This window comes from Streptomyces sp. NPDC104814 (assembly GCF_055583185.1).
The window spans coordinates 225,415-246,035 of the sequence record NZ_JBVJOL010000009.1; the positions used below are offsets into that span (position 1 = coordinate 225,415).

20 protein-coding genes and 2 pseudogenes are annotated in these 20,621 nt (G+C 69.8%); 11 read left to right on the forward strand and 11 right to left on the reverse strand.

Going from position 1 to position 20,621, the window contains the following annotated elements; all coding sequences use genetic code 11:
* The first annotated feature begins 71 nt into the window (after positions 1 to 71).
* A complete protein-coding gene (locus tag ACZ64A_RS27540; RefSeq protein WP_469814053.1) occupies positions 72 to 287 on the forward strand; it encodes a MarR family transcriptional regulator in 216 nt (71 codons plus the stop codon).
* 286 nt (positions 288 to 573) lie between these two features.
* Entirely contained in the window at positions 574 to 954 is a 381-nt protein-coding gene (locus ACZ64A_RS27545) for a hypothetical protein (RefSeq protein WP_469814054.1), read from the forward strand.
* 367 nt (positions 955 to 1,321) lie between these two features.
* Here the strand turns inward: ACZ64A_RS27545 and ACZ64A_RS27550 are convergent, their stop codons facing one another.
* Entirely contained in the window at positions 1,322 to 1,804 is a 483-nt protein-coding gene (locus tag ACZ64A_RS27550) for a MarR family transcriptional regulator (protein ID WP_469814056.1), read from the reverse strand.
* Positions 1,805 to 1,963: 159 nt separating this feature from the next.
* On the opposite strand from ACZ64A_RS27550, the gene ACZ64A_RS27555 reads away from it, so the two are divergent.
* From ACZ64A_RS27555 to ACZ64A_RS27585, 7 genes are all read left to right on the forward strand, one after another.
* The gene (locus ACZ64A_RS27555; RefSeq protein WP_469814057.1) at positions 1,964 to 3,127 is read left to right on the forward strand and encodes a PP2C family protein-serine/threonine phosphatase; all 1,164 of its coding nucleotides are present in this window, start codon (positions 1,964 to 1,966) and stop codon (positions 3,125 to 3,127) included.
* Between the two features lie 138 nt (positions 3,128 to 3,265).
* A complete protein-coding gene (locus tag ACZ64A_RS27560) occupies positions 3,266 to 4,165 on the forward strand; it encodes an STAS domain-containing protein (protein WP_469814059.1) in 900 nt (299 codons plus the stop codon).
* Positions 4,162 to 4,578 carry an STAS domain-containing protein gene (locus tag ACZ64A_RS27565; RefSeq protein WP_469814061.1) on the forward strand — a complete coding sequence of 139 codons (417 nt, stop codon included), beginning with the start codon at positions 4,162 to 4,164 and terminating at the stop codon, positions 4,576 to 4,578. Before ACZ64A_RS27560 ends, ACZ64A_RS27565 begins: the two co-directional genes overlap by 4 nt.
* On the forward strand, positions 4,578 to 5,018 hold the full coding sequence (locus tag ACZ64A_RS27570) for an anti-sigma regulatory factor (RefSeq protein WP_469814062.1): 441 nt from the start codon (positions 4,578 to 4,580) through the stop codon (positions 5,016 to 5,018). The genes ACZ64A_RS27565 and ACZ64A_RS27570 overlap by 1 nt, the downstream gene beginning before the upstream one ends.
* Positions 5,018 to 6,100 carry a SpoIIE family protein phosphatase gene (locus tag ACZ64A_RS27575; protein ID WP_469814064.1) on the forward strand — a complete coding sequence of 361 codons (1,083 nt, stop codon included), beginning with the start codon at positions 5,018 to 5,020 and terminating at the stop codon, positions 6,098 to 6,100. The genes ACZ64A_RS27570 and ACZ64A_RS27575 overlap by 1 nt, the downstream gene beginning before the upstream one ends.
* Entirely contained in the window at positions 6,087 to 7,820 is a 1,734-nt protein-coding gene (locus ACZ64A_RS27580; protein ID WP_469814065.1) for a PP2C family protein-serine/threonine phosphatase, read from the forward strand. Before ACZ64A_RS27575 ends, ACZ64A_RS27580 begins: the two co-directional genes overlap by 14 nt.
* Before the next feature lie 66 nt (positions 7,821 to 7,886).
* Positions 7,887 to 9,107 (forward strand): PP2C family protein-serine/threonine phosphatase, encoded by a 1,221-nt coding sequence (locus ACZ64A_RS27585; RefSeq protein ID WP_469814066.1) that lies wholly within the window; start codon positions 7,887 to 7,889, stop codon positions 9,105 to 9,107.
* Between the two features lie 9 nt (positions 9,108 to 9,116).
* On the opposite strand, the gene ACZ64A_RS27590 is transcribed toward ACZ64A_RS27585, so the two are convergent.
* The 3 genes and pseudogenes from ACZ64A_RS27590 to ACZ64A_RS27600 form a co-directional block, all read right to left on the reverse strand.
* Complete coding sequence (locus ACZ64A_RS27590; protein ID WP_469814068.1) at positions 9,117 to 9,614, reverse strand: MarR family winged helix-turn-helix transcriptional regulator; 498 nt, start codon at positions 9,612 to 9,614, stop codon at positions 9,117 to 9,119.
* Between the two features lie 49 nt (positions 9,615 to 9,663).
* Positions 9,664 to 10,475 (reverse strand): annotated as a pseudogene (locus tag ACZ64A_RS27595) (IS5 family transposase).
* Between the two features lie 917 nt (positions 10,476 to 11,392).
* Positions 11,393 to 11,716, reverse strand: coding sequence for a hypothetical protein (locus tag ACZ64A_RS27600; protein WP_469814070.1), 324 nt, complete (start codon positions 11,714 to 11,716; stop codon positions 11,393 to 11,395).
* A 253-nt stretch (positions 11,717 to 11,969) separates the two neighbouring features.
* Between ACZ64A_RS27600 and ACZ64A_RS27605 the strand changes: the two genes are divergently transcribed.
* Entirely contained in the window at positions 11,970 to 13,382 is a 1,413-nt protein-coding gene (locus ACZ64A_RS27605) for a hypothetical protein (RefSeq protein ID WP_469814072.1), read from the forward strand.
* 223 nt (positions 13,383 to 13,605) lie between these two features.
* On the opposite strand, the gene ACZ64A_RS27610 is transcribed toward ACZ64A_RS27605, so the two are convergent.
* Positions 13,606 to 14,076, reverse strand: a complete 471-nt coding sequence (locus ACZ64A_RS27610) for a GNAT family N-acetyltransferase (protein ID WP_469814313.1) — start codon at positions 14,074 to 14,076, stop codon at positions 13,606 to 13,608.
* 109 nt (positions 14,077 to 14,185) lie between these two features.
* The gene (locus tag ACZ64A_RS27615) at positions 14,186 to 14,569 is read right to left on the reverse strand and encodes an ArsR/SmtB family transcription factor (protein ID WP_469814074.1); all 384 of its coding nucleotides are present in this window, start codon (positions 14,567 to 14,569) and stop codon (positions 14,186 to 14,188) included.
* A gap of 86 nt (positions 14,570 to 14,655) precedes the next feature.
* On the opposite strand from ACZ64A_RS27615, the gene ACZ64A_RS27620 reads away from it, so the two are divergent.
* Positions 14,656 to 15,162, forward strand: coding sequence for an ArsI/CadI family heavy metal resistance metalloenzyme (locus tag ACZ64A_RS27620; RefSeq protein ID WP_469814076.1), 507 nt, complete (start codon positions 14,656 to 14,658; stop codon positions 15,160 to 15,162).
* A gap of 157 nt (positions 15,163 to 15,319) precedes the next feature.
* Here ACZ64A_RS27620 and ACZ64A_RS27625 read toward each other — a convergent pair.
* The 5 genes and pseudogenes from ACZ64A_RS27625 to kdpF all read right to left on the reverse strand — a co-directional run.
* Positions 15,320 to 15,589: pseudogene (locus tag ACZ64A_RS27625) on the reverse strand (PTS sugar transporter subunit IIA); the annotation flags it as partial.
* Between the two features lie 51 nt (positions 15,590 to 15,640).
* The gene (locus ACZ64A_RS27630) at positions 15,641 to 16,309 is read right to left on the reverse strand and encodes a potassium-transporting ATPase subunit C (protein WP_469814078.1); all 669 of its coding nucleotides are present in this window, start codon (positions 16,307 to 16,309) and stop codon (positions 15,641 to 15,643) included.
* Between the two features lie 5 nt (positions 16,310 to 16,314).
* On the reverse strand, positions 16,315 to 18,417 hold the full coding sequence (gene kdpB, locus ACZ64A_RS27635) for a potassium-transporting ATPase subunit KdpB (protein ID WP_469814080.1): 2,103 nt from the start codon (positions 18,415 to 18,417) through the stop codon (positions 16,315 to 16,317).
* A 41-nt stretch (positions 18,418 to 18,458) separates the two neighbouring features.
* A complete protein-coding gene (gene kdpA / locus ACZ64A_RS27640) occupies positions 18,459 to 20,120 on the reverse strand; it encodes a potassium-transporting ATPase subunit KdpA (RefSeq protein ID WP_469814081.1) in 1,662 nt (553 codons plus the stop codon).
* Between the two features lie 8 nt (positions 20,121 to 20,128).
* Positions 20,129 to 20,218 (reverse strand): K(+)-transporting ATPase subunit F, encoded by a 90-nt coding sequence (kdpF, locus tag ACZ64A_RS27645; RefSeq protein ID WP_469814083.1) that lies wholly within the window; start codon positions 20,216 to 20,218, stop codon positions 20,129 to 20,131.
* Positions 20,219 to 20,621 lie beyond the last annotated feature (403 nt).

The following is a 20,621-nucleotide window of genomic DNA, read 5'->3' on the forward strand; positions in this document are numbered from 1 at the left end:
GGCAGACATGGGTCTTCGCCACCGGAGGTAGTGCGGAACGGAGAGCCCTGGTGCCCTACGGTTGTGGCGGCGTGCCCTACGGTTGTGGCGGCGCGCTCACCTGGACATGGCCCCGGACGTCTCCGACCAGCAGATGCGTACGGTGCTCGCACTGGAGAGGACGCCCCTCAACGGGGCCAGCCCTCGCCCGTTCGCTGGGAACCAGCCCGTCCTCCGCCACTCGGTTGTGTGATCGTCTTGAGCGGCGCGGTCTGGTCGAGCGCCGCCCTCACTCATTCCGGTGCTGACCGGGAGGTCCTCAAGGATGCCTTGGGACAGCTCTGTGCTCTCATCACCGCTCGTGAGACGGCGCCAGAGCATTCCCCGCCCGCCTCCGATGTCTCCCCCTGAAGCGAAAAGTTTCCATCAGGCAACAGTTGGCCCATGAATCTGTCACACTATGGCCATCATCTGCCCACGAATGTGAGCACGTGTCTGTACCTCTCATAGCTTGATCAACAGGGGGCGGTCGTGGCGTGGTTCTCCAGGCGAAGACAGAGCGAGTCGACTCCTCGCCTCAGCAGTGGCCGCCTGGTGGTCGAGCTGAGCCAGGGGGAGTTCCGCTCTTTGGTCCGGGTGATCGAACACGCCCGGGCACAGCTGGAAAGCGCCGGCGGCAGTGATGCCGACACGATCGGCAACGCCAGCGGCGCCGACCTGTTACCGCTGCTCTATCCCCGCGTCGGCATCGCCGTCGCCAGAGGCTGCGGGGTGGCACTGCTGGTGTCCGAGATCCGCTACCTGGAAGCCGCCGTCGTCAACCTGGAGTCCTACGGGGGCCACGAGACGGTACTGGTCGAGGGCTACGCCCTCCTGGAACGGCTCGACACGCTGCGGGGCGAAGCAAGGACGGCGCAGATGGTCGACGGCATTCTGACGCTGCCGCGGCCTGCACCGCATGCTCCTTGCAGTTGATCCGCGTCTTTTACGCCGACGTTCGGCGTTTCCGCTGTGATCTGCGAATCGAGGCCGCCGCCGTCCGAGGCGGCGAACAGCCCGAGCGCCGTCACGCCCCGGCGTGCTTGATTACTCCGCATTTGCCATGAACTGCGCCACAGTCGTCGTGTCGGCGGCAGGACCGGGTATCAGGAGATGAGAGGCAGTCGCCGGCGGTCGGCGCCGCGAATGTTGCCGTTTGACAACTATAGCCTTGAGGCAACAAAGTAAGTGTGTCGTACGTGCGCGGGAAGGGATCCGAGATGTTCCGGTGGGCGGGCACGCCTCCGTGCGCCGACCACAGGCATCCGAGCGTGCCGGTGAATCTGGCGTTGCGCTGGTCGTCTCAGGCGGACTGGCTGTCGACGTCGGCTTCGGGGTTTATCTGCAGGGAGGCGGCGTCGCAGAAGGCCTCCAGGCCTTCCAGAAGGGCTGCGCGCTTCGCGGCGGGCATCACGTTCAGTACCGACCGCAGTTCCTCTTGTCTGCGTTCGCGCAGGTCGGCGAGGAAGGCGCGACCGCGGCTGCTGAGGTGCAGGCGCACCTCGCGCCGGTCGGCCTGGCTGATATCGCGGTCGATGAAGCCGGCGGCCTGCAGCCGGTCGCAGAGCCGGCTGGTCGACGGCGGCGTGGAGGCGATGGAATCCGCGAGGGTGCGCAGGTTGATGCCGTCGTGGTGTTCGAGGATGAGCAGGACGCGCATCTGCGATGCCGACGCGGGCACGGTCGACGCCCGGCCCCACAGGACTTCCAGCAACTCCGCGGCCGTTGAGGTCACACGCGCGACCTCGTCGGGCTGTGGGCGGGCGCGGAAGTCAGTCACGGTCACACTCTCGCAGGCGTTGGGACGGCTGTCAGCGTACTAGGTGCCTGGGCCTGGTGCCTGGGCCTGCTACTGCGTCTTGAGCAAACGGGTAGTGGCACGGAATGACTCACTTCCCGTTATGACGTGCGTATTTCTTCGGCAAAGATTGGTGTTCTTTCCATCGTGAACAGATTTGTGGTCGCTGAACGCGCTGTACGTACGGCGGCTCCCCATGACCTGCTCGACGCCGTCCGCCGTGTACTGAAAGAGCAGTACGCGGCGGAATCCGTCGAGCTGTTCATGGCCGACTACGGTCTGACCGTGCTGCAGCCGGTCTCGGTACTGCCGCACACCCTGGCGCCGGTATCGGTGCACAACAGCCCCGCCGGCCGGGCCTTCGGTGCCCAGGAGCCGTTCCTGGAGCCCCTGCGCGACGGCTCGGCGCAGGTCGCCCACCTGCCGGTGACGGTGCGCGGCGACCGGCTCGGCGTGCTGTCCGTCACCCTCCCCGACGCCGAACACGCCGAGGAATGCCTCGCAGAGCTGGCCGAGATCGCCGACGTGCTCGCACACGAGGTGGTCGTCGCCGAACGGGACACCGACGTATACCTGCAGGCGCGCCGCAAGGACCGGCTCACCCTGGCCGCCGAGATGCAGTGGCAACTGCTCCCCGGACGCTCCTGCTCACGCCCGGAGTACGAACTGGGCGCCCAGCTCGAACCCGCCTACGCGATCTTCGGTGACAACTTCGACTGGTCCGCGACAGCCGACCACCTCATGCTCTACGTCACCAACGGCATGGGCGAGGGTATAGAGGCCTCCCTGCTCACGAACCTCTCGATCAACGCACTGCGCAACGCCCGGCGCGCCGGCATCTCCATCGAGGACCAGGCCGCCCTGGCCGACCAGGCGGTGTACGCCCACTACCGGGGGCGCTGCTACCTGTCGGTTCTGATGTTCGACTTCGAACTCGCCACCGGCCGTGCCCGGGTCGTGGACGCCGGCTCCCCGCAGCTGCTGCGGCTGCGCGGCGGCGTCGTGGAACGCGTCCGCTTCGAGGCGCAGCTGCCCCTCGGCATGTTCGAGGAGACCGACTACGTCGCCCAGGAGTTCCAGGTCGAGCCCGGGGACCGGCTGATCTTCGTCAGCGACGGTGTCCACGCGGTCGCCTCGCCCAAGGGGGAGCAGTACGGAGACGCGGCGCTCGCCCGGGCGATCCACGCCACCCGCCTGCTGCCCGCCGCCGAGGTCCCGCGCGCCATCCTGCGCGAGCTGACCGGCCATCGCGGCCAGCCCACCCCGGACGACGACGCCCTGGTGGTCTGTCTCGACTGGCGAGGGCGGTGACGCTCCGTAGCGGTGTGCGCCGTGTGGAGATTGCGGGCCTGTCTTGTTTGCGTCACTCGCCCGGGGCTAATGTTTGTCATTCGGCAATAATTGGCCGAGCGTGCTGATCACGGCGCGGAGCCTCTTCAGAAGGAGAAGATGCAGGTGTCGGAGCGGGACGCGGCCCAGGAGTCGGCGGCGCAGCAGGTGGCCGGCTTCCTGGAACAGCGGCGGGAGCAGATCGCCCAGCGGTGGGCGGACGCGGCCCTGTTCCGTACGGTGTTCACCGTCTCACGCGACGAGGCGGTGGAGGCCTGCAAGGCCGTGGTCGACGCCCTGGCCTCCGTTGCGGCCTCCGGCCGGCTGGAGGACATCACGGCACCCGGTTTCCACACTGTGCGCGAGCAACTGGGGCGGATGGCGGCCTCTCGTGCCCGCAGCGGATCGACGTCGGCACAGATCGCCGACGAGGTCGCCACCCTGCGCTCCTCTGCCACGGACCTGTTGCGCGCAGAGTTCCCGGATCGCTCCGGTGCCCAGGGGCAGGAGTGCGCGCTGGCTCTCGCGCTCCTGCTGGGCACTCTCCGGCTGGTGGTGATGGAGACGGCGTTGAGTGCGGGCGAGGAACTCATCGCGCGCCAGCGTCAGCAGCTGTTCGAGGTGGCCACCCCAGTCATCAAGCTGTGGCACGGCATCGTCGCGGTGCCCCTGATCGGCACGCTCGACAGCGCCCGCAGCCAGGTCGTCATGGAGAACCTGCTGGAGGCGATCGTCGACCAGCAGGCCGATTTCGCGATCCTGGACATCACCGGCGTGCCCACGGTCGACTCCCTCGTCGCCCAGCACCTGATGAAGACGGTCGCAGCCGCCGGTCTGATGGGGGCCGAGTGCATCGTCTCCGGGATCCGTCCGGCGATCGCGCAGACCATCGTGCAGCTCGGCATCGACCTCGGCCCGGTCGTCACCCGCAGCGGTCTGTCCGACGCCCTGGCTTACGCGCTGAGCCGGCAGGGCGTCGAAGTCTCGGCCCGAACGCCCGTCCTGTCGAGCCCACGATGAACATCTCCCTTGCCGACCACGCGACCCCGGTGCCGGTACTGGCACTGGGGAATGTCCTGTTGGTCACGTTGCAGGGAGAGTTGCAGGACGGCGCGGCCGAGCAACTGCAGCAGGACCTCGCGCGGCGTATCGCGCAAGGGCCGGTGCGAGGCGTGGTCATCGACATCTCCGGCGTGGAGATCGTCGACTCGTTCCTCGGCCGGATCCTCGCCGAGATCGCCGCCGGAGCCCGGCTGCTGGCGGCCCGCACGGTAGTGGCCGGGATGCGGCCTGCCGTGGCCATCACACTCGTCGAACTGGGACTCGCCCTGCCCGGCCTGCACACCGCCCTGAACGTCGAGAGGGCCCTGTCCCTGCTAGAAGGAGGACCCACTCTGACCGGCCCGTCCGCTTCGTCGGAGGAGGGCGCGTAATGCATGCCCGACTCGCCGCGACGACCACGGTCCCGATCGGCTCCGACGCCGATCTGGCCTGGGCGCGGCAGCAGGTTCGGCAGGCCGCGGCCGAACTCGGTTTCAGCCTGGTCCAGCAGACCAAGCTGATCACCGCCGCCAGCGAACTGGCCCGTAACACCCTCATCCACGGTGGTGGCGGACACATGACGCTGAGCGTGCTGGACAACGGCACCTCCCAGGGACTGCAGCTGTCCTTCACGGACCGGGGTCCCGGAATCCGTGACCTCGAACTCGCGCTGACCGATGGCTACACCAGCGGTGGCGGTCTCGGCCTGGGGCTCAGCGGCGCGAAACGGCTCGTGCAGGAATTCGACATCGAGAGCCGGCCCGGACACGGCACCACCGTCACCGTCACCGTCTGGCTCTCGGGCCTGCCCTTTCCGCGAGCGGGTTCCTGATGAGCCGCGTCTGGGACATTCCGGTCCACGACTCCACACGCGTCCGAGACGTCCGGGTGGCCACCGAGGCCGCCTGCGCCCATGCGGGGCTCGACGCCCAGCGCACGGCCGCCGCCGCGCTCGTGGCCACCGAACTGGCCACCAACCTGCTCAAGCACGCGGGAGGAGGCCACATCGTGATCAATCTCGTGGCCCATCCCGACGTCGTCACGGACAGCGGCGAGGTATGGGTGCAGATCGCCGCGCTCGATCACGGGCCGGGCATAGGCAGCGTCGAGGCGGCCCTGCGCGACGGGTATACGACGGTGTCGGCGTCGCTCGGCGCCGGACTCGGTACGTGCCGGCGCATATCGAACGACTTCGGTGTGCACAGCAGGAGCGGCCACGGCACGGTCGCCACCGCCCGCGTCGGCCCCGTACCCGCCGCTCAGCAAGCCGTCTCAGGCCGTGCCCGGAACGGGATGCGGGCAGGAGGAATCAACGTCCCCCTCGGCTTGGCCGAGCACTCGGGTGACGCGTTCAGCTGGGTGCGGTCGGGCCCGCGCCTGACCGTGATGCTGGCCGACGGACTCGGCCACGGTGCCAAAGCCGCGGACGCATCCACGGCAGCGGTCGTACAGCTTCACCGGACAGCGGACCTGCCACCCGAGGAGATCCTCCGCGGCCTCCACCAGGCATTGCGGTCCACCCGGGGCGCAGCCATCGCCATAGGACAGCTCGACGAGGCCACCGGCATGCTCACGTTCTCCGGTGTCGGCAATGTCGGAGCACGTCTTCGCGCCGGCGACTCCTGGCGGCCGCTCCTGTCACATCCAGGCATCGTCGGCGCCCATTTCCCCGCGCGCCCACCCGTATGCCGGGTGCCGTGGCAAGGAGACAGCCTGTTCATCCTGCACAGCGACGGCCTGCCCAGCCGCTGGGCGCCGCCCGGTGATCCCCAGCTTCTCGCCCACCCGGATCCGGCCGTGATCGCCGCCGCCATCCTGAGGGATGCCAGCAGCGCTGCCCGCCCACTGCGCGACGACACCAGCGTGGCCGTGCTCGTCCCCGACCGCTGGACGGACCCCCATGACCGCCACTGATGCCTGGACCATCCGCTCGTCCACCGATGCCGCACGGGCCCGCACGGCCGTGGCCCGCCTCCTGACCGATGCCGACGTCCCCGTGCTCGACCGCTTGCGCTTCGTGACCGCTGTGAGCGAGCAACTGTGCCGATGCCTCGGGACGAAGGACACCTGGGAGCTGCTGCTCGGCGTCCGGCAGCCGTCCTGCGACGCACCGGGACAGGTGCAGGTCACGCTGACGTCGGCAGGAGGCACGTCGGCCGGTCCCGAATGGCAGCTGGCGACCACCTTCACCGCTCGTCGGCGGTTGGAACCGGTTCGCCGGCCACGTGCCGACGCCGCGTCACTGGCCGATGCCCTGCTCGCCGCGGACGAGGACACCGCTGAAGCCCTGCACCGCCTCGACGAACATCAGGATCTGGTCCGTTTCCACCGCGAGGAGATGCACCAGACCAACCAGGGCGTACTGGCGCTGCACGCCGAACTGGACGCTGCCGCACTGGCCCAGCGGGATCTGCTCGACGCCGAGCGGCAAGCACGCGCCGAGGCGGAGAACGCCCGCGGCCTGCTGACCTTCCTCGCCGACGCCAGCGCGGCCGTGACCGCCTCTCTCCACCCCGAAGACATCGTGCGACGCCTGTCCGACCTGCTGGTCCCGGAGTTCGCCGAACACCTCGACATCTGGCTCTTCACCGAGGACCAGGACACAACGGACGCCGATGCCACCCACGTGCGTCCCGCCTGCACCGTGGTCGCCGCCCGTACCGGCCGTCCCCAGCATGCCGCCGCTCACCCCAGCGGCGCACCCGGCATCAACGACCTTCCGCCCTCGGCGCTCGCCCCCGACAAGCCGCTGTTGTCCATCCCCCTCACCGCGCGGGGGCTGGTCGGAGTGCTGACGCTCACCGCGCCGGGCCCCCGCTTCGACCCGGACGCGTGCGTCATGCTGATCGAGCTCGCCCGCCGTGTCGGCATCGCCCTGGACCACGCCCGCCGCTACGAACAGCACCGCGACATCGCCGAAGCACTGCAACGAGCGCAGCTCACCGACCTGCCCGAGGCCCGTGGCCTGCGGCTGGCAGCTCGCTACCTGCCCGCCACCCACGGCCTGAACATCGGCGGCGACTGGTACGACGCCTTCACCCAGCCCGACGGAAGCCTTCTCGCCGTCATAGGCGACGTCACCGGTCACGGACTGCGCGCCGCCGTCGTCATGGGCCAGCTGCGCACCGCATTGCGTGCCTACGCCGTCGAGGGCGGCGGGCCGGCCGAGATCCTCACGCGCCTGCACGCCATGCTCCGCCACCAGCAGCCCGAGCTGTACGCCACCGCCGCCGTGGCGCGTTTCCGGGTCGGGGAACCGACCGTCACCTGGGCGGCAGCCGGACATCCGCCGCCCATCGCGCGGTACGCGGACGGCACCGTACGCGTCCTCGACACCAGGCCAGGGATCATGCTCGGCGTCCCGGTGCCGTACGAATACCAGGACCACACGGTGCACCTGCCCAGCGGGTCCACGCTGGCCCTCTACACCGACGGGCTCGTCGAACGACGAGCGCAGGGGATAGACCCCGGGATCGAGCGGCTGGCGAACGTGCTCAGTGGGCTTGGTGCCGCCGAACTGGGGCACGATCTGAACGCGGCGGCGGAGTCCGTACTCAAACCGCTGCTGCATGATTCCGACCGCGACGACGACGTCTGCCTGTTGCTGTGCCACTGCACCGACGAGACGGAGTGACGCGGCGGGCACCGCGCCGACCACGGGGTTGTTGCTGCGTCAGCGTGGAAACTGCAAGAGGAGAAGGTGGGCGCCGTGCATGCCTCTGATTCCGTTCCCTCCGTGGAAAGCCAGCTGCGGTCCGTGCCACCGCACGCACTCGTCGCCACGGCGCAGCGTCTCCTCGCAGAGCAGGTGGGCGCCCTCGAAACCACCCTCCTGCTGGCCGACTACGGTCTGAGGGTTCTCCAACCGGTCACCCACCTGCCGCACACCGGGATGCCCGTACCCGCCCACGACGGTCCCCCCGGCAGCGCGTTCATCAACCAGAGCGCAGTCGTGGAAGTCACCCGCGATCCGGCCACCCACCTGGTGCACCTGCCCATCACCGTGCGCGGCGACCGGCTGGGAGTCCTCTCCGTCCGGCTGCCCGCCGATGCCGCGCACCCTGTCACCGTCCTGCGCCTCGCCGAGTTCGCCACCGCACTCGGCCACGAGGTGGCCACGGCCGGCCGGGACACCGACCTGTACCTCCTCGCCCGCCGAACCCGCCGTCTGACCCTCGCCGCCGAAATGCAGTGGCAGTTGCTGCCCGGCCGCGGCTGTGCTCGCGACGAGTACGTCATCGGCGCCCACCTCGAGCCCGCCTACGCCATCGGCGGCGACAACTTCGACTGGTCCACCGGAGCCGACCACCTGACGCTGACCGTCACCGACGGCATGGGCCAAGGCATCGACGCCTCCCTCCTGACCAGCCTCACCGTCGGCGCCCTGCGCAATGCCCGCCGCGCCGGGGTCGGCCTGGCCGACCAGGCGTCCCTCGCCGACCAGGCCATTTACGCCCACTACGGCGGCAAGGTCTACGCCTCCACGCTCCTGATGAACTTCGACCTGGCCACCGGCCTGGTCCATGCTGTGGACGCCGGATCACCCAAGCTGTACCTCCTTCGCGGCAGCACGACCGAACAGGTCGAACTCGAAGCGCAGTTGCCCCTCGGCATGTTCGAGGAGACCCCCTACAAGGAGCAGACCTTCAGCATGGAGCCCGGCGACCGACTCGTCGCCGTGAGCACCGGGGTGCACAACACCCGCTCAGCCCTCGGCGACCTCTTCGGCGAGCACGCCCTGCGCCAGGTCCTCAGCGCCACACGCCGCACACCTGCGCACGAGACCGCCCGCGCCGTCGTCTCCGCACTCACGGAGCACTTCGGACACACGGACCTCATGGCTGACGCCGCAGTGGTCTGCCTCGACTGGACCGGCCGTTCCACCACACAGGCGGTGCGGGTACTGCACCCAGTCGACTGAGCACGCTGCTCAGGGCTCTTCAGGGTGTGACTCGCCGGTTTTCTGCGCGGCCAGGAACGCCCGCATGCCGCGACTCAAGGCTGTGCGTTCGTCAGCCGCCATCGATGCCAGGGCGGCCCCGAGAGCCTGAGCTCGCCGAGCCGCCACATCCCCCAGCACCCGGCTTCCCTGCCCGGTGAGACTCAGCCGCACTTCACGCCGCTTGTGGGGATGAGGCGAGCGTTCGATCAGACCGGCGGCCTCCAGCCGGTCGCACAGCCGACTGGCGGTGGGAAGCCCTGTTCCCAGCTGTTCCGCGAGGGCCGTGAGGTTCAGACCCGGATCCAGCTCCACGGCACGCAACGCCCTCAACTGATGCAGCGACAAGCGCAACACCGCCTCCTGGGCAGCCAACGACCAGAGGTTCGTGAGGCTGTCCACAGCGTCGGCGATCTCCAGCGCGACAGCGTTCGGGCCATCACGCAGCTCTCTCGCTTCGTCGCCGTCGGGACTGCCGAGACGGGTCACGAAAACACCACTCTCAGTAAGCTCCAGGCGCTAGGCAGCGTCTTGTCGATCACGTCTCGAGCCAGATGAGTGTGCTGGCCAGGGTGATGGCGGCGAGGTAGCGGCCGGGCTGTTTCTCGTATCGGGTAGCGATTCCGCGCCACTGCTTGAGGCGGTTGAAGCAGCGCTCGACGACGTTGCGGCGGCGGTAGACGGTTCTGTCGAAGCCACAGGGCCGTTCACGGCGGCGGCGTCGGCCTGCGAGCTGGTCGACGCGTTCGGGGATAGTCGCTTTGATTCCGCGTCTGCGCAGGTAGACACGGAAGGCACGGGCTGAGTAGCCCTTGTCGGCCACCACCCGTTCCGGGCGGACGCGGGGTCGTCCCGGTCCGGGCTGCGTGACGCGGATCTTGTCGATGACCGCTTCGGCCTGGGTGCAGTCGTTGCGAGTGCCGGCTGTGACCGTGAAGGCCAGCGGTCGTCCCCGTCCGTCGCAGGCCAGGTGAATTTTGCTGGTCAGCCCGCCGCGGGAGCGTCCGAGACCGCGTTCCTCGAGCCCCCTTTGGCTGCGGTGTGCTGATGGGCCCTGACGATCGTGGAGTCCAGGGCAACCAGCCAGTCGACCTTCGCTCGTCCCTGGGCCGCGGCCAGGATACGGTCGAAGGTTCCGTCGGCGGCCCAGCGGGCGAAGCGTCCGTGCACGGTCTGCCAGGGCCCGAACCGCTCCGGCAGATCTCTCCAGGGCACCCCGGTGCGGAACTTGAACACGATGCCCTCGAGCACCTGGCGGTGATCCCGCCACCTGCCCCGGGCGCGACCCGCAGGCGGCATCAGCGGCTCGATCACCGCCCAGGCGGCGTCAGTTATCTCCCCATCCCTCACGATCAGCCCAACGATCGGATGATCGGAAAGACACCCCCTAGGGGGTGTCTCGCCGATCACGCCGGGCTCGCGACGCCTGGCACCGCACCTCGCCGCGTTGTCGTCAGTCTCCCCCAAGCTCTACGAGCAGGGGGGACCCCCAATGCTCCGCATCGACTCCCTCCTCCGCCTTGCGATGCACGGCACCAGACGCCGCTCCCTGATCCGGCCTGATCGACGAGACACCCCCTAGAACATCGCCCCCATCCCATGGCTGTACCCGGAGAGACGAGAGGCAAGCTGGACGAACTTCCGCCACGTCTGCCGAGTGCCCAGCTGGTCGCCGGTGTAGGCCACGTGGCTGGGCGCAGGGTCGGTCGGGCGGGTTGTGGCGAGGGGGCGGCAACAGCTGGATGCCTGAGCCTACGGATCGACCAGGTCGACGGCCACCCGCCGAGGCGAAAGCCTGCCCGGTGTCATTGGCCGGGGCGCGGGTAAGCGCGCGGACGGCACAGTCATCGCCGAGGCCCGCTACCCGGCCGCCGATTTCCTCGCTCGTGTACAGGCCGAACACGGCCTTCAGTACTCCGGCCGTACGGGCCCCGTCCCTGCGGCAGCCCGTTGGGCGCTCCGGTCCTGATGTGTACGGCAGTCACGGACGCCGCCACTTTGCGGGGCCGCACTCGCGGCGACGGCGCGCATGCGGCAGGGCAGGCGTGCCGACGGATCACCGGGGTAGGACCTCGATGCAGACGGGGACGGGCCGTCCACCTGGGGAGGTCAAGACGGCCCTTCCTCGTCGGGAGCGGGCCGGACGCCAGGCCCTGCGGTGGTCGCCGGCCCGTGGCAGGCCGCGGCCGCACCGCATGCGTGCCGCGCGCCGGGGCGACCGCAGCAACGGGCGACCCGCCAAGTCACTGGTTCATGGTGTTCGCGGCTCAGCACCATTCGTCGGCCAGGTGGGGGACGACCTTCCGGCAGTAGCGGCAGGTGGACCCGGCCTCCTGGTCTTCGGTCGCACCGCCGCATGCGGGGCACTCACCACGCTCGACGACGGGGCCGTGTTCGCCCGCGCAGGCGGGGCAGAGGTGGGCGAGGGCGTCGGGCGCGGCCGGGAAGCCCGGCAGGACCACGGCCGCGGGCCGCTGGACCCACCCTGCTTCCAGGATCACGTCCTCGAAGGGAGCGTTCTCCGGTTCCTCGGACTCCAGGTACAGGGCGAGGCACCCTTCACGGTCGCAGGTCACGGCCTTGCGGATCATCGAGTCTCCTGGTTCTCGGGGCACGGCTGATCTGGTGTAGGCGGGTGCCCGGGGCGTCGGCGTTCCATGCGTTCGGCGGTGCGGAACAGGGCGCGCACGGCCCTGGCAGGCGATCCCGGCGGGGCCGTCTGCGCACCTTTCGGTGCAGGTGCGAGGGGCACCCCGGCGGCTGACATGTTGCCGCAACTCCACTGCAATGCCTGATCACTAGGTTCACGGTGTTCCCCGACCGTTTTCCTCGGAAGGCGTTGCCATGCGTAGCCGGACCACCGTCGCCGCCCTGGTGCTGACGGCACTCGCCTCGGCCGTGACCGTGAGCCCCGCCCGCGCGGGCGACTACGGGCCGCTGCCGCCGGCGAACCCGTACACCGCCGTCACCGGCACCGCCACCATGCACGGCGACACGGCCAACTCCGACACCACGCCCTACGCGGGAACGGGCACCGCACCGGTCACCTCGGGCCGCACCGCCCTGCAGTCCGCCTGCCCGACCGTCACGGCCGGATCCGACGGTCTCCTCGTGGCCCTGTGCACCCGCATCTTCGGCCGCAACCCGGTGGTCTACCTCCTCGATCCCGCCGACGGCGACCGGCTGGCCACGCTCGACCTCCCCCAGGGCAGCCTCTTCGGCGGTGTCTACGCCTACCTCGACCACGAGAACCGGCTCGTCACCGTGGACCCCGACGGCAACCTGCTCCGCATCGCGCACCGCCGCTCGCCCGGCGGCACCTGGGAACTGCGCGTCGACTCCACGGTCCCGCTCGGTGCGGCCGCCCGGGGAGGCGTCGTTGGCCTGTCCCCGGACTGGCACGGGAACATCTGGTTCGCCACCCCCGGCGGCACGGTGGGGGTCCTCTCCCCGGACGCGAGCGTGCACACCCTCGCCCTGCCGTCCGGCGAGACGGTCGCCAACTCCCTGTCCACGGTCCCCGGCCAGACGGCGGTCACCACCAGCCACGCCCTGTACGCGCTGCACGCCGGGCCGGACGGCGTGCCCCACATACAGTGGCGCCGCGCCTACGACCGGGGCACCGCGCGCAAGCCGGGGCAACTGTCCTGGGGGACGGGCTCGACACCGGTCTACTTCGGGCCCCGGGACGGCACCGACTACCTCGCGATCACGGACAACGCCGACGACGAGGAGAACCTCGTCGTCCGCCGGCGCGACGGCTCCGAGGTGTGCACCGTGCCCGTCGTCGACGGCACCGAGGACGCCGTGATCGCCACCGGCCGGAGTGTCTTCGTCACCTCCACCTACGGCTACCCGTACCCGGCGCTCCCGGACGACGCCGGAGCCTCCCAGCCCTCCTCCGCGCCCTTCGCCGGCGGTCTGACCCGCGTCGACGTCGACGCGGACGGCGAGGGCTGCCGGATCGTGTGGCGCAGCGGCACCAAGAGCGCGGCCCTGCCCCGCCTGTCGGTGGCCGACGGGCGGATCTACACGGTCACGGTCAGCGGCCCGACCGGCAGCGCGGCCGGCATGAACACCTTCGCCGCCTACCACTACGCCGTGCTCGACTCCGGCACGGGCGAGACCCTCCGCAGCCGGTATCTGGGCGCCGGCCTGCTCTACAACCCGCTGCAGATGACCGGCACGACGACAGCCGACGGCACGTTCTGGCAGGGCACGCTCACCGGGGTGGTCGCGGTACGCCGTACGCCCTGAACGGGCCGAGCCGTGCGCCCGGGCCCGCTCGACCGCGGGGCCGGGGGTAGCGCTGCCGGGACAACGACCGGGCCGTCGCCGTCCGCCATGTCGTCGAGCACCGACGGTTTGGAAAACGCCTTCTCCGTAAGGGAGTCGGCAATCGTGCCGCCTGATCGCACGCGCCGGCCTCCCTCGTCGTCCGGCGGATCCACGGTCACTGCGATCTCGGTGGTCACCGCGCTCAGTTGGTGGGGCTGCGACGCTCGACGAGGACGACGTCGCGCCACCTGCCGTGGTGGCGGCCGATGCGTTCGCGGGTGCCGATGACGCGGAAGCCGGCGCGTTGGTGCAGGGCGAGGCTGGCGGTGTTCTCGGGGAAGATGCCGGACTGCACCGTCCAGATGCCGGCTGCGTCGGTGGAGTCGAGCAGGGCGGTCAGCAGGGTCAGGCCGACGCCTCGGCCCCGGGCGTCGGGGTAGACGTAGAGGGAGTGCTCGACGACGCCGGCGTAGGCGCAGCGGTCGGAGACCGGGGCCACGGCGGCCCAGCCCAGCACCCGGCCCTGCTCGTCCAACGCGACCAGGCGGTGGGCGGGCAGCTTGGCGGCGTCGAACGCCTCCCAGGTCGGGGCGGTGGTCTCGAAGGTGGCGTTGCCCTCGTCGATCCCCGACCGGTAGATCTCCAGGACCTGTTCGGCGTGCTCGGCCCGCATGGGCGCGATGCGCACGCCGGTGTTGTCGGCGTTCACTGTGCGGGCTCCATGTCGAGTGGGGTGAGCATGCCGCGGATGGGCTGCTCGATCCTGTCGCGGACCGGCGCGCTCACGCTGAGGCCCTGTTGGGTACGGCGGGGACCTGGAGCAGCGCGGACAGCTTGGCCAGGGCCTCGGGGAGCACCCAGTAGTACACCCACGTTCCGCGCCGCTCGGAGCCGACCAGCCCGGCCTCGCGCAGCACCTTCAGGTGGTGGGAGATGGTCGGCTGGGAGACGTCGAAGGGGCCGATGAGGTCACACACGCACGCCTCGCCGCCCTCGTGGGAGGCGATCAGCGACAGCAGTCGCAGCCGGATCGGGTCCGACAGCGCCTTGAACATCCGCGACAGTTCGGCCGCGGCCTCCTCGCCGAGCGGCTCGCGGACCATCGGCGCGCAGCACGTCGTCGCGTCGTCCTGTCCGAGCACCGCCAGACCCTCTTGTTTCGACATTCCTCAATATTGACATCCGTCGATCCCAGCGGCAAGGTGGCCTGTATCGACAAGCATCGAAACAAGCCGTTCGATGGGAGACCGCCATGTCCCGTGTTCAGCTCGCTCTGCGCGTCGCCGACCTCGACGCCTCGATCGCCTTCTACGCCAAGCTGTTCGGCACCGAGCCCGCCAAGCACCGCGCCGGCTACGCCAACTTCGCCCTCACCGAGCCCCCGCTGAAGCTCGTCCTCGTCGAGGGCGAGGCCGGCGAGGACACCCGCCTGGATCACCTCGGCGTCGAGGTCGCCTCCACCGAGGAGGTCACCGCGGCCACCACCCGGCTCAAGGACGCGGGCCTGGCGACCTTCGAGGAGAACGACACCTCCTGCTGCTACGCCGTGCAGGACAAGGTGTGGGTGACCGGCCCCGGCAAGGAGCCCTGGGAGGTGTACGTCGTCAGGGCCGACGCCGGCACGCTGGGGAAGGCCGGCGCCGCCCCGGACGCATGCTGCGGCACCACCGCATGCTGCACCCCTGACGAGCAGACCGCCGACCAGGGCCGGACGCCGGCCGAGACCGAGGCCACCGCCGGCTGCAACTGCGGCACCTGACCTGCGTCCTGCGCCGGCGGCCACTGGTGCGCGCGTCCGCCGGTTGGGTACCTGCAGCGGCAAGATGCACTCTGTGGTGGTCGCCAGGGGGGGCCACCAGCCACCACAGACTACAGCAAGCCGGAAAGTCCCTGTGCGCAAGCCCAGGTGCTCGGATTCAGTTCCAGATGAACAGTTCGCCGCCGGCGGGGACTTCGCCGGATTCGGCCACGCCGGACAACTGTTCCGGTGAGGCTTCCAGGGCCACGATCGGGGAGATGGGCGACTTGCCGGCGGCTTCGACGGCAGCCGGGTCCCACTTGATCACGGGCTGGCCGCGCCTGACCCTGTCGCCCTTGTGGACCAGCAGGGTGAAGCCCTCGCCGTTCAGCTGGACGGTGTCGATGCCGAGGTGGGTCAGGACGCCGTGCCCGTTCTCGTCCATGACTGCAGCACCCCCGCCCCGCCGCAGGGAATGGTCCGCCCCGAAGGCAGGCCGTCACTGCCTGGCCACGAGGTCCTTGAGCGCGATGTTCAGTTCCAGGACGTCGACCCGCGGCTCGCCGATGAAGCCGAGGGCGCGGCCCTGGGTGTGGTCCTCGACCAGCTTCCGCACGGCGGCGACGGGCAGGCCGTTGCGTACGGCGACCCGGTGCACCTGGAGTGCGGCGTACTGCGGGGAGATGGCCGGGTCCAGGCCGGATCCGGAGGAGGTGACCGCGTCCGCGGGGACGTCCGACGGCTGCACCGTGTATCCGGGCACCGAGTTGTCCTTCACGACGGCCGCCTTGGCTTCCTTCACCTGCTGGATCAGCTCCTTGCTGTCGGCGGAGAGGTTGGTGGCGCCGGACAGGATCAGCCGGTACCGCGTGTTGACGCTGTTGGTGCCGAGCCCGTTGGCCGGGCGGCCCTGGAACCACTTCAGGTCCGCGTCGGGAGTCTGCTGCCCCTTCTTCAGCGGCAGGTTGTACGACTGCCCGATCAGGGAGGAGCCGACGACCCTGCCGTCCGCCGTGATCTCGGAGCCGTTGGCCTGGTCGTGGAAGAGGCCCTGGGCGACACCGGTGACGGCCAGCGGGTAGATCACTCCGGTCACCAGGGTCAGTACGAGGAGGGCGCGCAGGGCCGCCCCGAGCAACCGGGCCGTGTTCATCAAGGAGTTGTTCATGTCCTTCATCCGATCCCGGGGATCGCAGAGATGAGCAGGTCGACGAGTTTGATGCCGATGAAGGGGGCGACGAGTCCGCCGAGGCCGTAGATGCCGAGGTTGCGGCGCAGCATCCGGTCCGCGCTCATCGGGCGGTAGCGCACGCCCTTCAGAGACAGCGGCACCAGCGCGATGATGATCAGCGCGTTGAAGACGACCGCGGAGAGGATCGCGGAGTCCGGCGAGGACAGGCGCATGATGTTCAGCTTGTCCAGGCCGGGATAGACGGCCGCGAACAGCGCCGGGATGATCGCGAAGTACTTCGCCACGTCGTTGGCGATGGAGAACGTGGTGAGCGCGCCCCGGGTGATCAGCAGCTGTTTGCCGATCTCGACGATCTCGATGAGCTTGGTCGGGTCGGAGTCGAGGTCGACCATGTTGCCGGCCTCCTTGGCGGCCGACGTGCCCGTGTTCATCGCGACGCCGACGTCCGCCTGGGCGAGCGCGGGGGCGTCGTTGGTGCCGTCACCGGTCATCGCGACGAGTTTGCCGCCGGCCTGCTCCCGCTTGATCAAAGCCATCTTGTCCTCGGGCGTGGCCTCGGCGAGGAAGTCGTCGACGCCGGCCTCCTCGGCGATCGCCTTGGCGGTCAGCGGGTTGTCACCCGTGATCATGACCGTCCTGATGCCCATACGGCGCAGATCCTCGAACCGCTCCCGCATGCCGTTCTTGACGACGTCCTTGAGGTGGACGACCCCCAGGACGCGCGCGCCCCGTTCGTCGTCCACCGCCACCAGCAGCGGGGTGCCGCCCGCCTCGGATATGCGGTCGGTCAACTCCTGGGCGTCCTCGCCGACTTCGCCACCCCGCTGCTCCACCCAGGCGACGACGGAGGCGGTGGCGCCCTTGCGGATCCGGCGGCCGCCGACATCGACGCCCGACATACGGGTCTGGGCGGTGAACTCGATCCACTCGGCGTGCGCCAACTCGCCCTGGCGCCGCTCCCGCAGACCGTACCGCTCCTTCGCCAGGACCACGATGGAGCGGCCTTCGGGCGTCTCGTCGGCCAGCGAGGAGAGCTGGGCCGCGTCGGCCACCTCGGCCTCGGTGGTGCCGCGCACCGGCACGAACTCGGCGGCCTGACGGTTGCCGAGCGTGATGGTGCCGGTCTTGTCGAGCAGCAGCGTGGAGACATCGCCGGCGGCCTCGACCGCCCGCCCCGACATGGCCAGCACGTTGCGCTGCACGAGGCGGTCCATGCCGGCGATGCCGATCGCGGAGAGCAGCGCCCCGATGGTGGTCGGGATGAGGCAGACCAGCAGGGCCACCAGCACGACCATCGTCAGGTGCGTGCCCGCGTAGCCGGCGAACGGCGGCAGCGTGGCGCAGGCCAGCAGGAACACGATCGTGAGGGACGCCAGCAGGATGTTCAGGGCGATCTCGTTGGGCGTCTTCTGCCGGGCCGCGCCCTCGACCAGGTTGATCATCCGGTCGATGAACGTCTCGCCGGGCTCAGTGGTGATCTTGATGACGATCCGGTCGGAGAGCACCTGTGTGCCGCCCGTGACGGCGCTGCGGTCACCGCCGGACTCGCGGATGACCGGTGCCGACTCGCCGGTGATCGCGGACTCGTCCACGGACGCCACGCCCTCGACGACGTCGCCGTCACCGGGGATGACGTCCCCGGCCTCGCAGACCACCAGGTCACCGATCTTCAGGTCCGTGCCGGGCACCTGCTCCTCGCAGCCGTCGCTCCCGAGCCGCCGCGCGACCGTGTCCGTCTTGGCCTTGCGCAGTGTGTCGGCCTGGGCCTTGCCGCGCCCCTCGGCGACCGCCTCGGCCAGGTTGGCGAAGAGCACGGTCAGCCACAGCCAGGCGCTGATGGTCCAGCCGAACCAGTCTCCCGGGTCCTTCAAGGAGAACACCGTCGTCAACACCGAGCCGACGAGGACGACGAACATCACCGGCGACTTGACCATCACCCGCGGGTCGAGCTTGCGGAACGCGTCCGGCAGGGACCTGAGGAGTTGCCCAGGGTCGAAGAGGCCCGCTCCGACACGGCCCTCGGCGGGGCTGTGACCGGTGGGGACGCCGCTGTGCGGTGCCCGGGTGGGAGTGGCTGTGGACATGGAGTCCTCTGACTTCTGTGTCTTCTCGGTGCGGGTGGTCATCACGCCAGCCCTTCGGCGAGCGGGCCCAGTGCCAGGGCCGGGAAGTAGGTGAGACCGGTGATGATGAGGATCGCGCCGACCAGCAGGCCGGTGAACAGCGGCTTCTCGGTGCGCAGGGTGCCGGCGGTGACCGGGACGGGCCGCTGCCCGGCGAGCGAGCCGGCCAGGGCGAGGACGAACACCATCGGCAGGAAGCGGCCGAGCAGCATCGCGAGCCCGGTCGTGGTGTTGAACCAGTCGGTGTCGGCGTTCAGGCCGGCGAAGGCCGAGCCGTTGTTGTTCGACGCGGAGGTGAAGGCGTACAGGACCTCGGAGAAACCGTGCGCGCCGGAGTTGAGCATCGAGTGCGGCGGGGTCGGCAGCGCCATCGAGGCCGCCGTGAAGACCAGCACCAGCGCCGGGGTGATCAGGATGTAGGCGGCGGCCAGCTTCATCTCCCGCGCGCCGATCTTCTTGCCCAGGTACTCGGGCGTACGTCCGACCATCAGGCCGGCGATGAACACCGCGATGACCGCCATGATCAGCATGCCGTACAGGCCGGAGCCGACACCGCCGGGGGCGATCTCGCCCAGCATCATGCCGAGCATGGTGATGCCGCCGCCCAGACCGGTGAAGGAGGAGTGGAAGGAGTCCACCGCACCGGTCGACGTCAGGGTCGTCGTGACCGCGAAGACCGAGGAGCCGCCGACGCCGAAGCGGACCTCCTTGCCCTCCATGGCGCCGCCCGCGGCCTGGAGCGCCGGGCCGTGGTGGGCGAACTCGGTCCACATCATCAGGGCGACGAAGCCGAGCCAGATGGTGGCCATCGTGGCGAGGATCGCGTAGCCCTGCTTCACCGAGCCGACCATCAGGCCGAAGGTGCGGGTCAGGGAGAACGGGATGACGAGGATCAGGAAGATCTCGAAGAGGTTCGTGAACGGGGTGGGGTTCTCGAACGGATGGGCGGAGTTGGCGTTGAAGTAGCCGCCGCCGTTCGTGCCCAGCTCCTTGATGGCCTCCTGCGAGGCGACCGCGCCGCCGTTCCACTGCTGGGAGCCGCCCATGAACTGGCCGACCTCGTGGATGCCGGAGAAGTTCTGGATGACGCCGCAGGCGACCAGGATCACCGCCGCGACGGCCGCGATGGGCACCAGGATCCGCAGGGTGCCGCGCACCAGGTCGGACCAGAAGTTGCCCAGCGCACCGGTGCGCGAGCGCGCGAAACCCCGGACCAGGGCGACCGCGACGGCCATGCCGACGGCCGCGGAGACGAAGTTCTGCACGGCGAGACCGGCGGTCTGCACGACGTGACCCATGGTCTGTTCGCCGTAGTACGACTGCCAGTTGGTGTTGGTCACGAACGACACGGCCGTGTTGAACGACTGCGCCGGACCGACCGACTCGAAGCCCAGCGAGCCGGGCAGGACGCCCTGCAGGCGCTGGAGCAGGTAGAGGAAGAGGACGCCGGCGGCCGAGAAGGCGAGGACCGCGCGCAGATACGCGGGCCAGGTCATCTCGGTGTCGGGGTCGGCGCCGATGCCCTTGTAGATCCACTTCTCCACGCGCAGATGCCGCGTCGAGGAGTAGACCCGGGCCATGTAGGAGCCGAGGGGAACGCAGGCGAGCGCCAGCGCGCCCATGAGGGCGAGCAACTGGAGCACGCCGGCCGGAACGGGACCCATGTCTGCTCTCAGAACCTCTCCGGGTAGATCAGGGCGAGGACGAGATAACCCAGCAGGGAGACGGCGACGACCAGGCCGACGATGTTCTCGACGGTCACAGCTTCGTCACCCCCCTGGCGACGAGAGCCACCAGCGCGAAACCCGCGAGCACGGTGACGACGAAGGCCAGATCGGCCATCGTGAACTCCTGGAGTGAGGTTCGGTGGAAACGGACGACTAGAGGAAACCGCCTCCCCGACCGGATCGGTCGTCCGTTGACGGCTCTCTTACGGCGACCGGTACGGCTTTGACGGGTCTCTTACGGCCCTGCCCCGCACCGCTGCCCAGGCCCCCGACCGCCGGTGATCCCGCACACACCAGGCGGAAGCGGAACCGGCAGACCACCGCGCCGGTCTCCCGCCGCACGCCCATACAGCCCCTTGCCGCACTGCGAGTGGACCGCCCTCGCGTGCACACCGGCTGACGCCGACGGCCGCGTAAGGGCCGCGTCAGGATCGCCCC

Excerpts from the sequence above, each read along its gene's own strand:
- ACZ64A_RS27580 (WP_469814065.1), top strand. The coding sequence starts at position 6,087 with ATGACCGCCACTGATGCCTGGACCATCCGCTCGTCCACCGATGCCGCA.
- ACZ64A_RS27565 (WP_469814061.1), top strand. The coding sequence starts at position 4,162 with ATGAACATCTCCCTTGCCGACCACGCGACCCCGGTGCCGGTACTGGCA.
- ACZ64A_RS27620 (WP_469814076.1), top strand. The coding sequence starts at position 14,656 with ATGTCCCGTGTTCAGCTCGCTCTGCGCGTCGCCGACCTCGACGCCTCG.
- ACZ64A_RS27610 (WP_469814313.1), bottom strand. The coding sequence starts at position 14,076 with ATGCGGGCCGAGCACGCCGAACAGGTCCTGGAGATCTACCGGTCGGGG.
- ACZ64A_RS27630 (WP_469814078.1), bottom strand. The coding sequence starts at position 16,309 with ATGAACAACTCCTTGATGAACACGGCCCGGTTGCTCGGGGCGGCCCTG.
- kdpB (WP_469814080.1), bottom strand. The coding sequence starts at position 18,417 with ATGTCCACAGCCACTCCCACCCGGGCACCGCACAGCGGCGTCCCCACC.
- ACZ64A_RS27570 (WP_469814062.1), top strand. The coding sequence starts at position 4,578 with ATGCATGCCCGACTCGCCGCGACGACCACGGTCCCGATCGGCTCCGAC.
- ACZ64A_RS27560 (WP_469814059.1), top strand. The coding sequence starts at position 3,266 with ATGCAGGTGTCGGAGCGGGACGCGGCCCAGGAGTCGGCGGCGCAGCAG.
- ACZ64A_RS27605 (WP_469814072.1), top strand. The coding sequence starts at position 11,970 with ATGCGTAGCCGGACCACCGTCGCCGCCCTGGTGCTGACGGCACTCGCC.
- kdpA (WP_469814081.1), bottom strand. The coding sequence starts at position 20,120 with ATGGGTCCCGTTCCGGCCGGCGTGCTCCAGTTGCTCGCCCTCATGGGC.
- ACZ64A_RS27615 (WP_469814074.1), bottom strand. The coding sequence starts at position 14,569 with ATGTCGAAACAAGAGGGTCTGGCGGTGCTCGGACAGGACGACGCGACG.
- ACZ64A_RS27575 (WP_469814064.1), top strand. The coding sequence starts at position 5,018 with ATGAGCCGCGTCTGGGACATTCCGGTCCACGACTCCACACGCGTCCGA.
- ACZ64A_RS27600 (WP_469814070.1), bottom strand. The coding sequence starts at position 11,716 with ATGATCCGCAAGGCCGTGACCTGCGACCGTGAAGGGTGCCTCGCCCTG.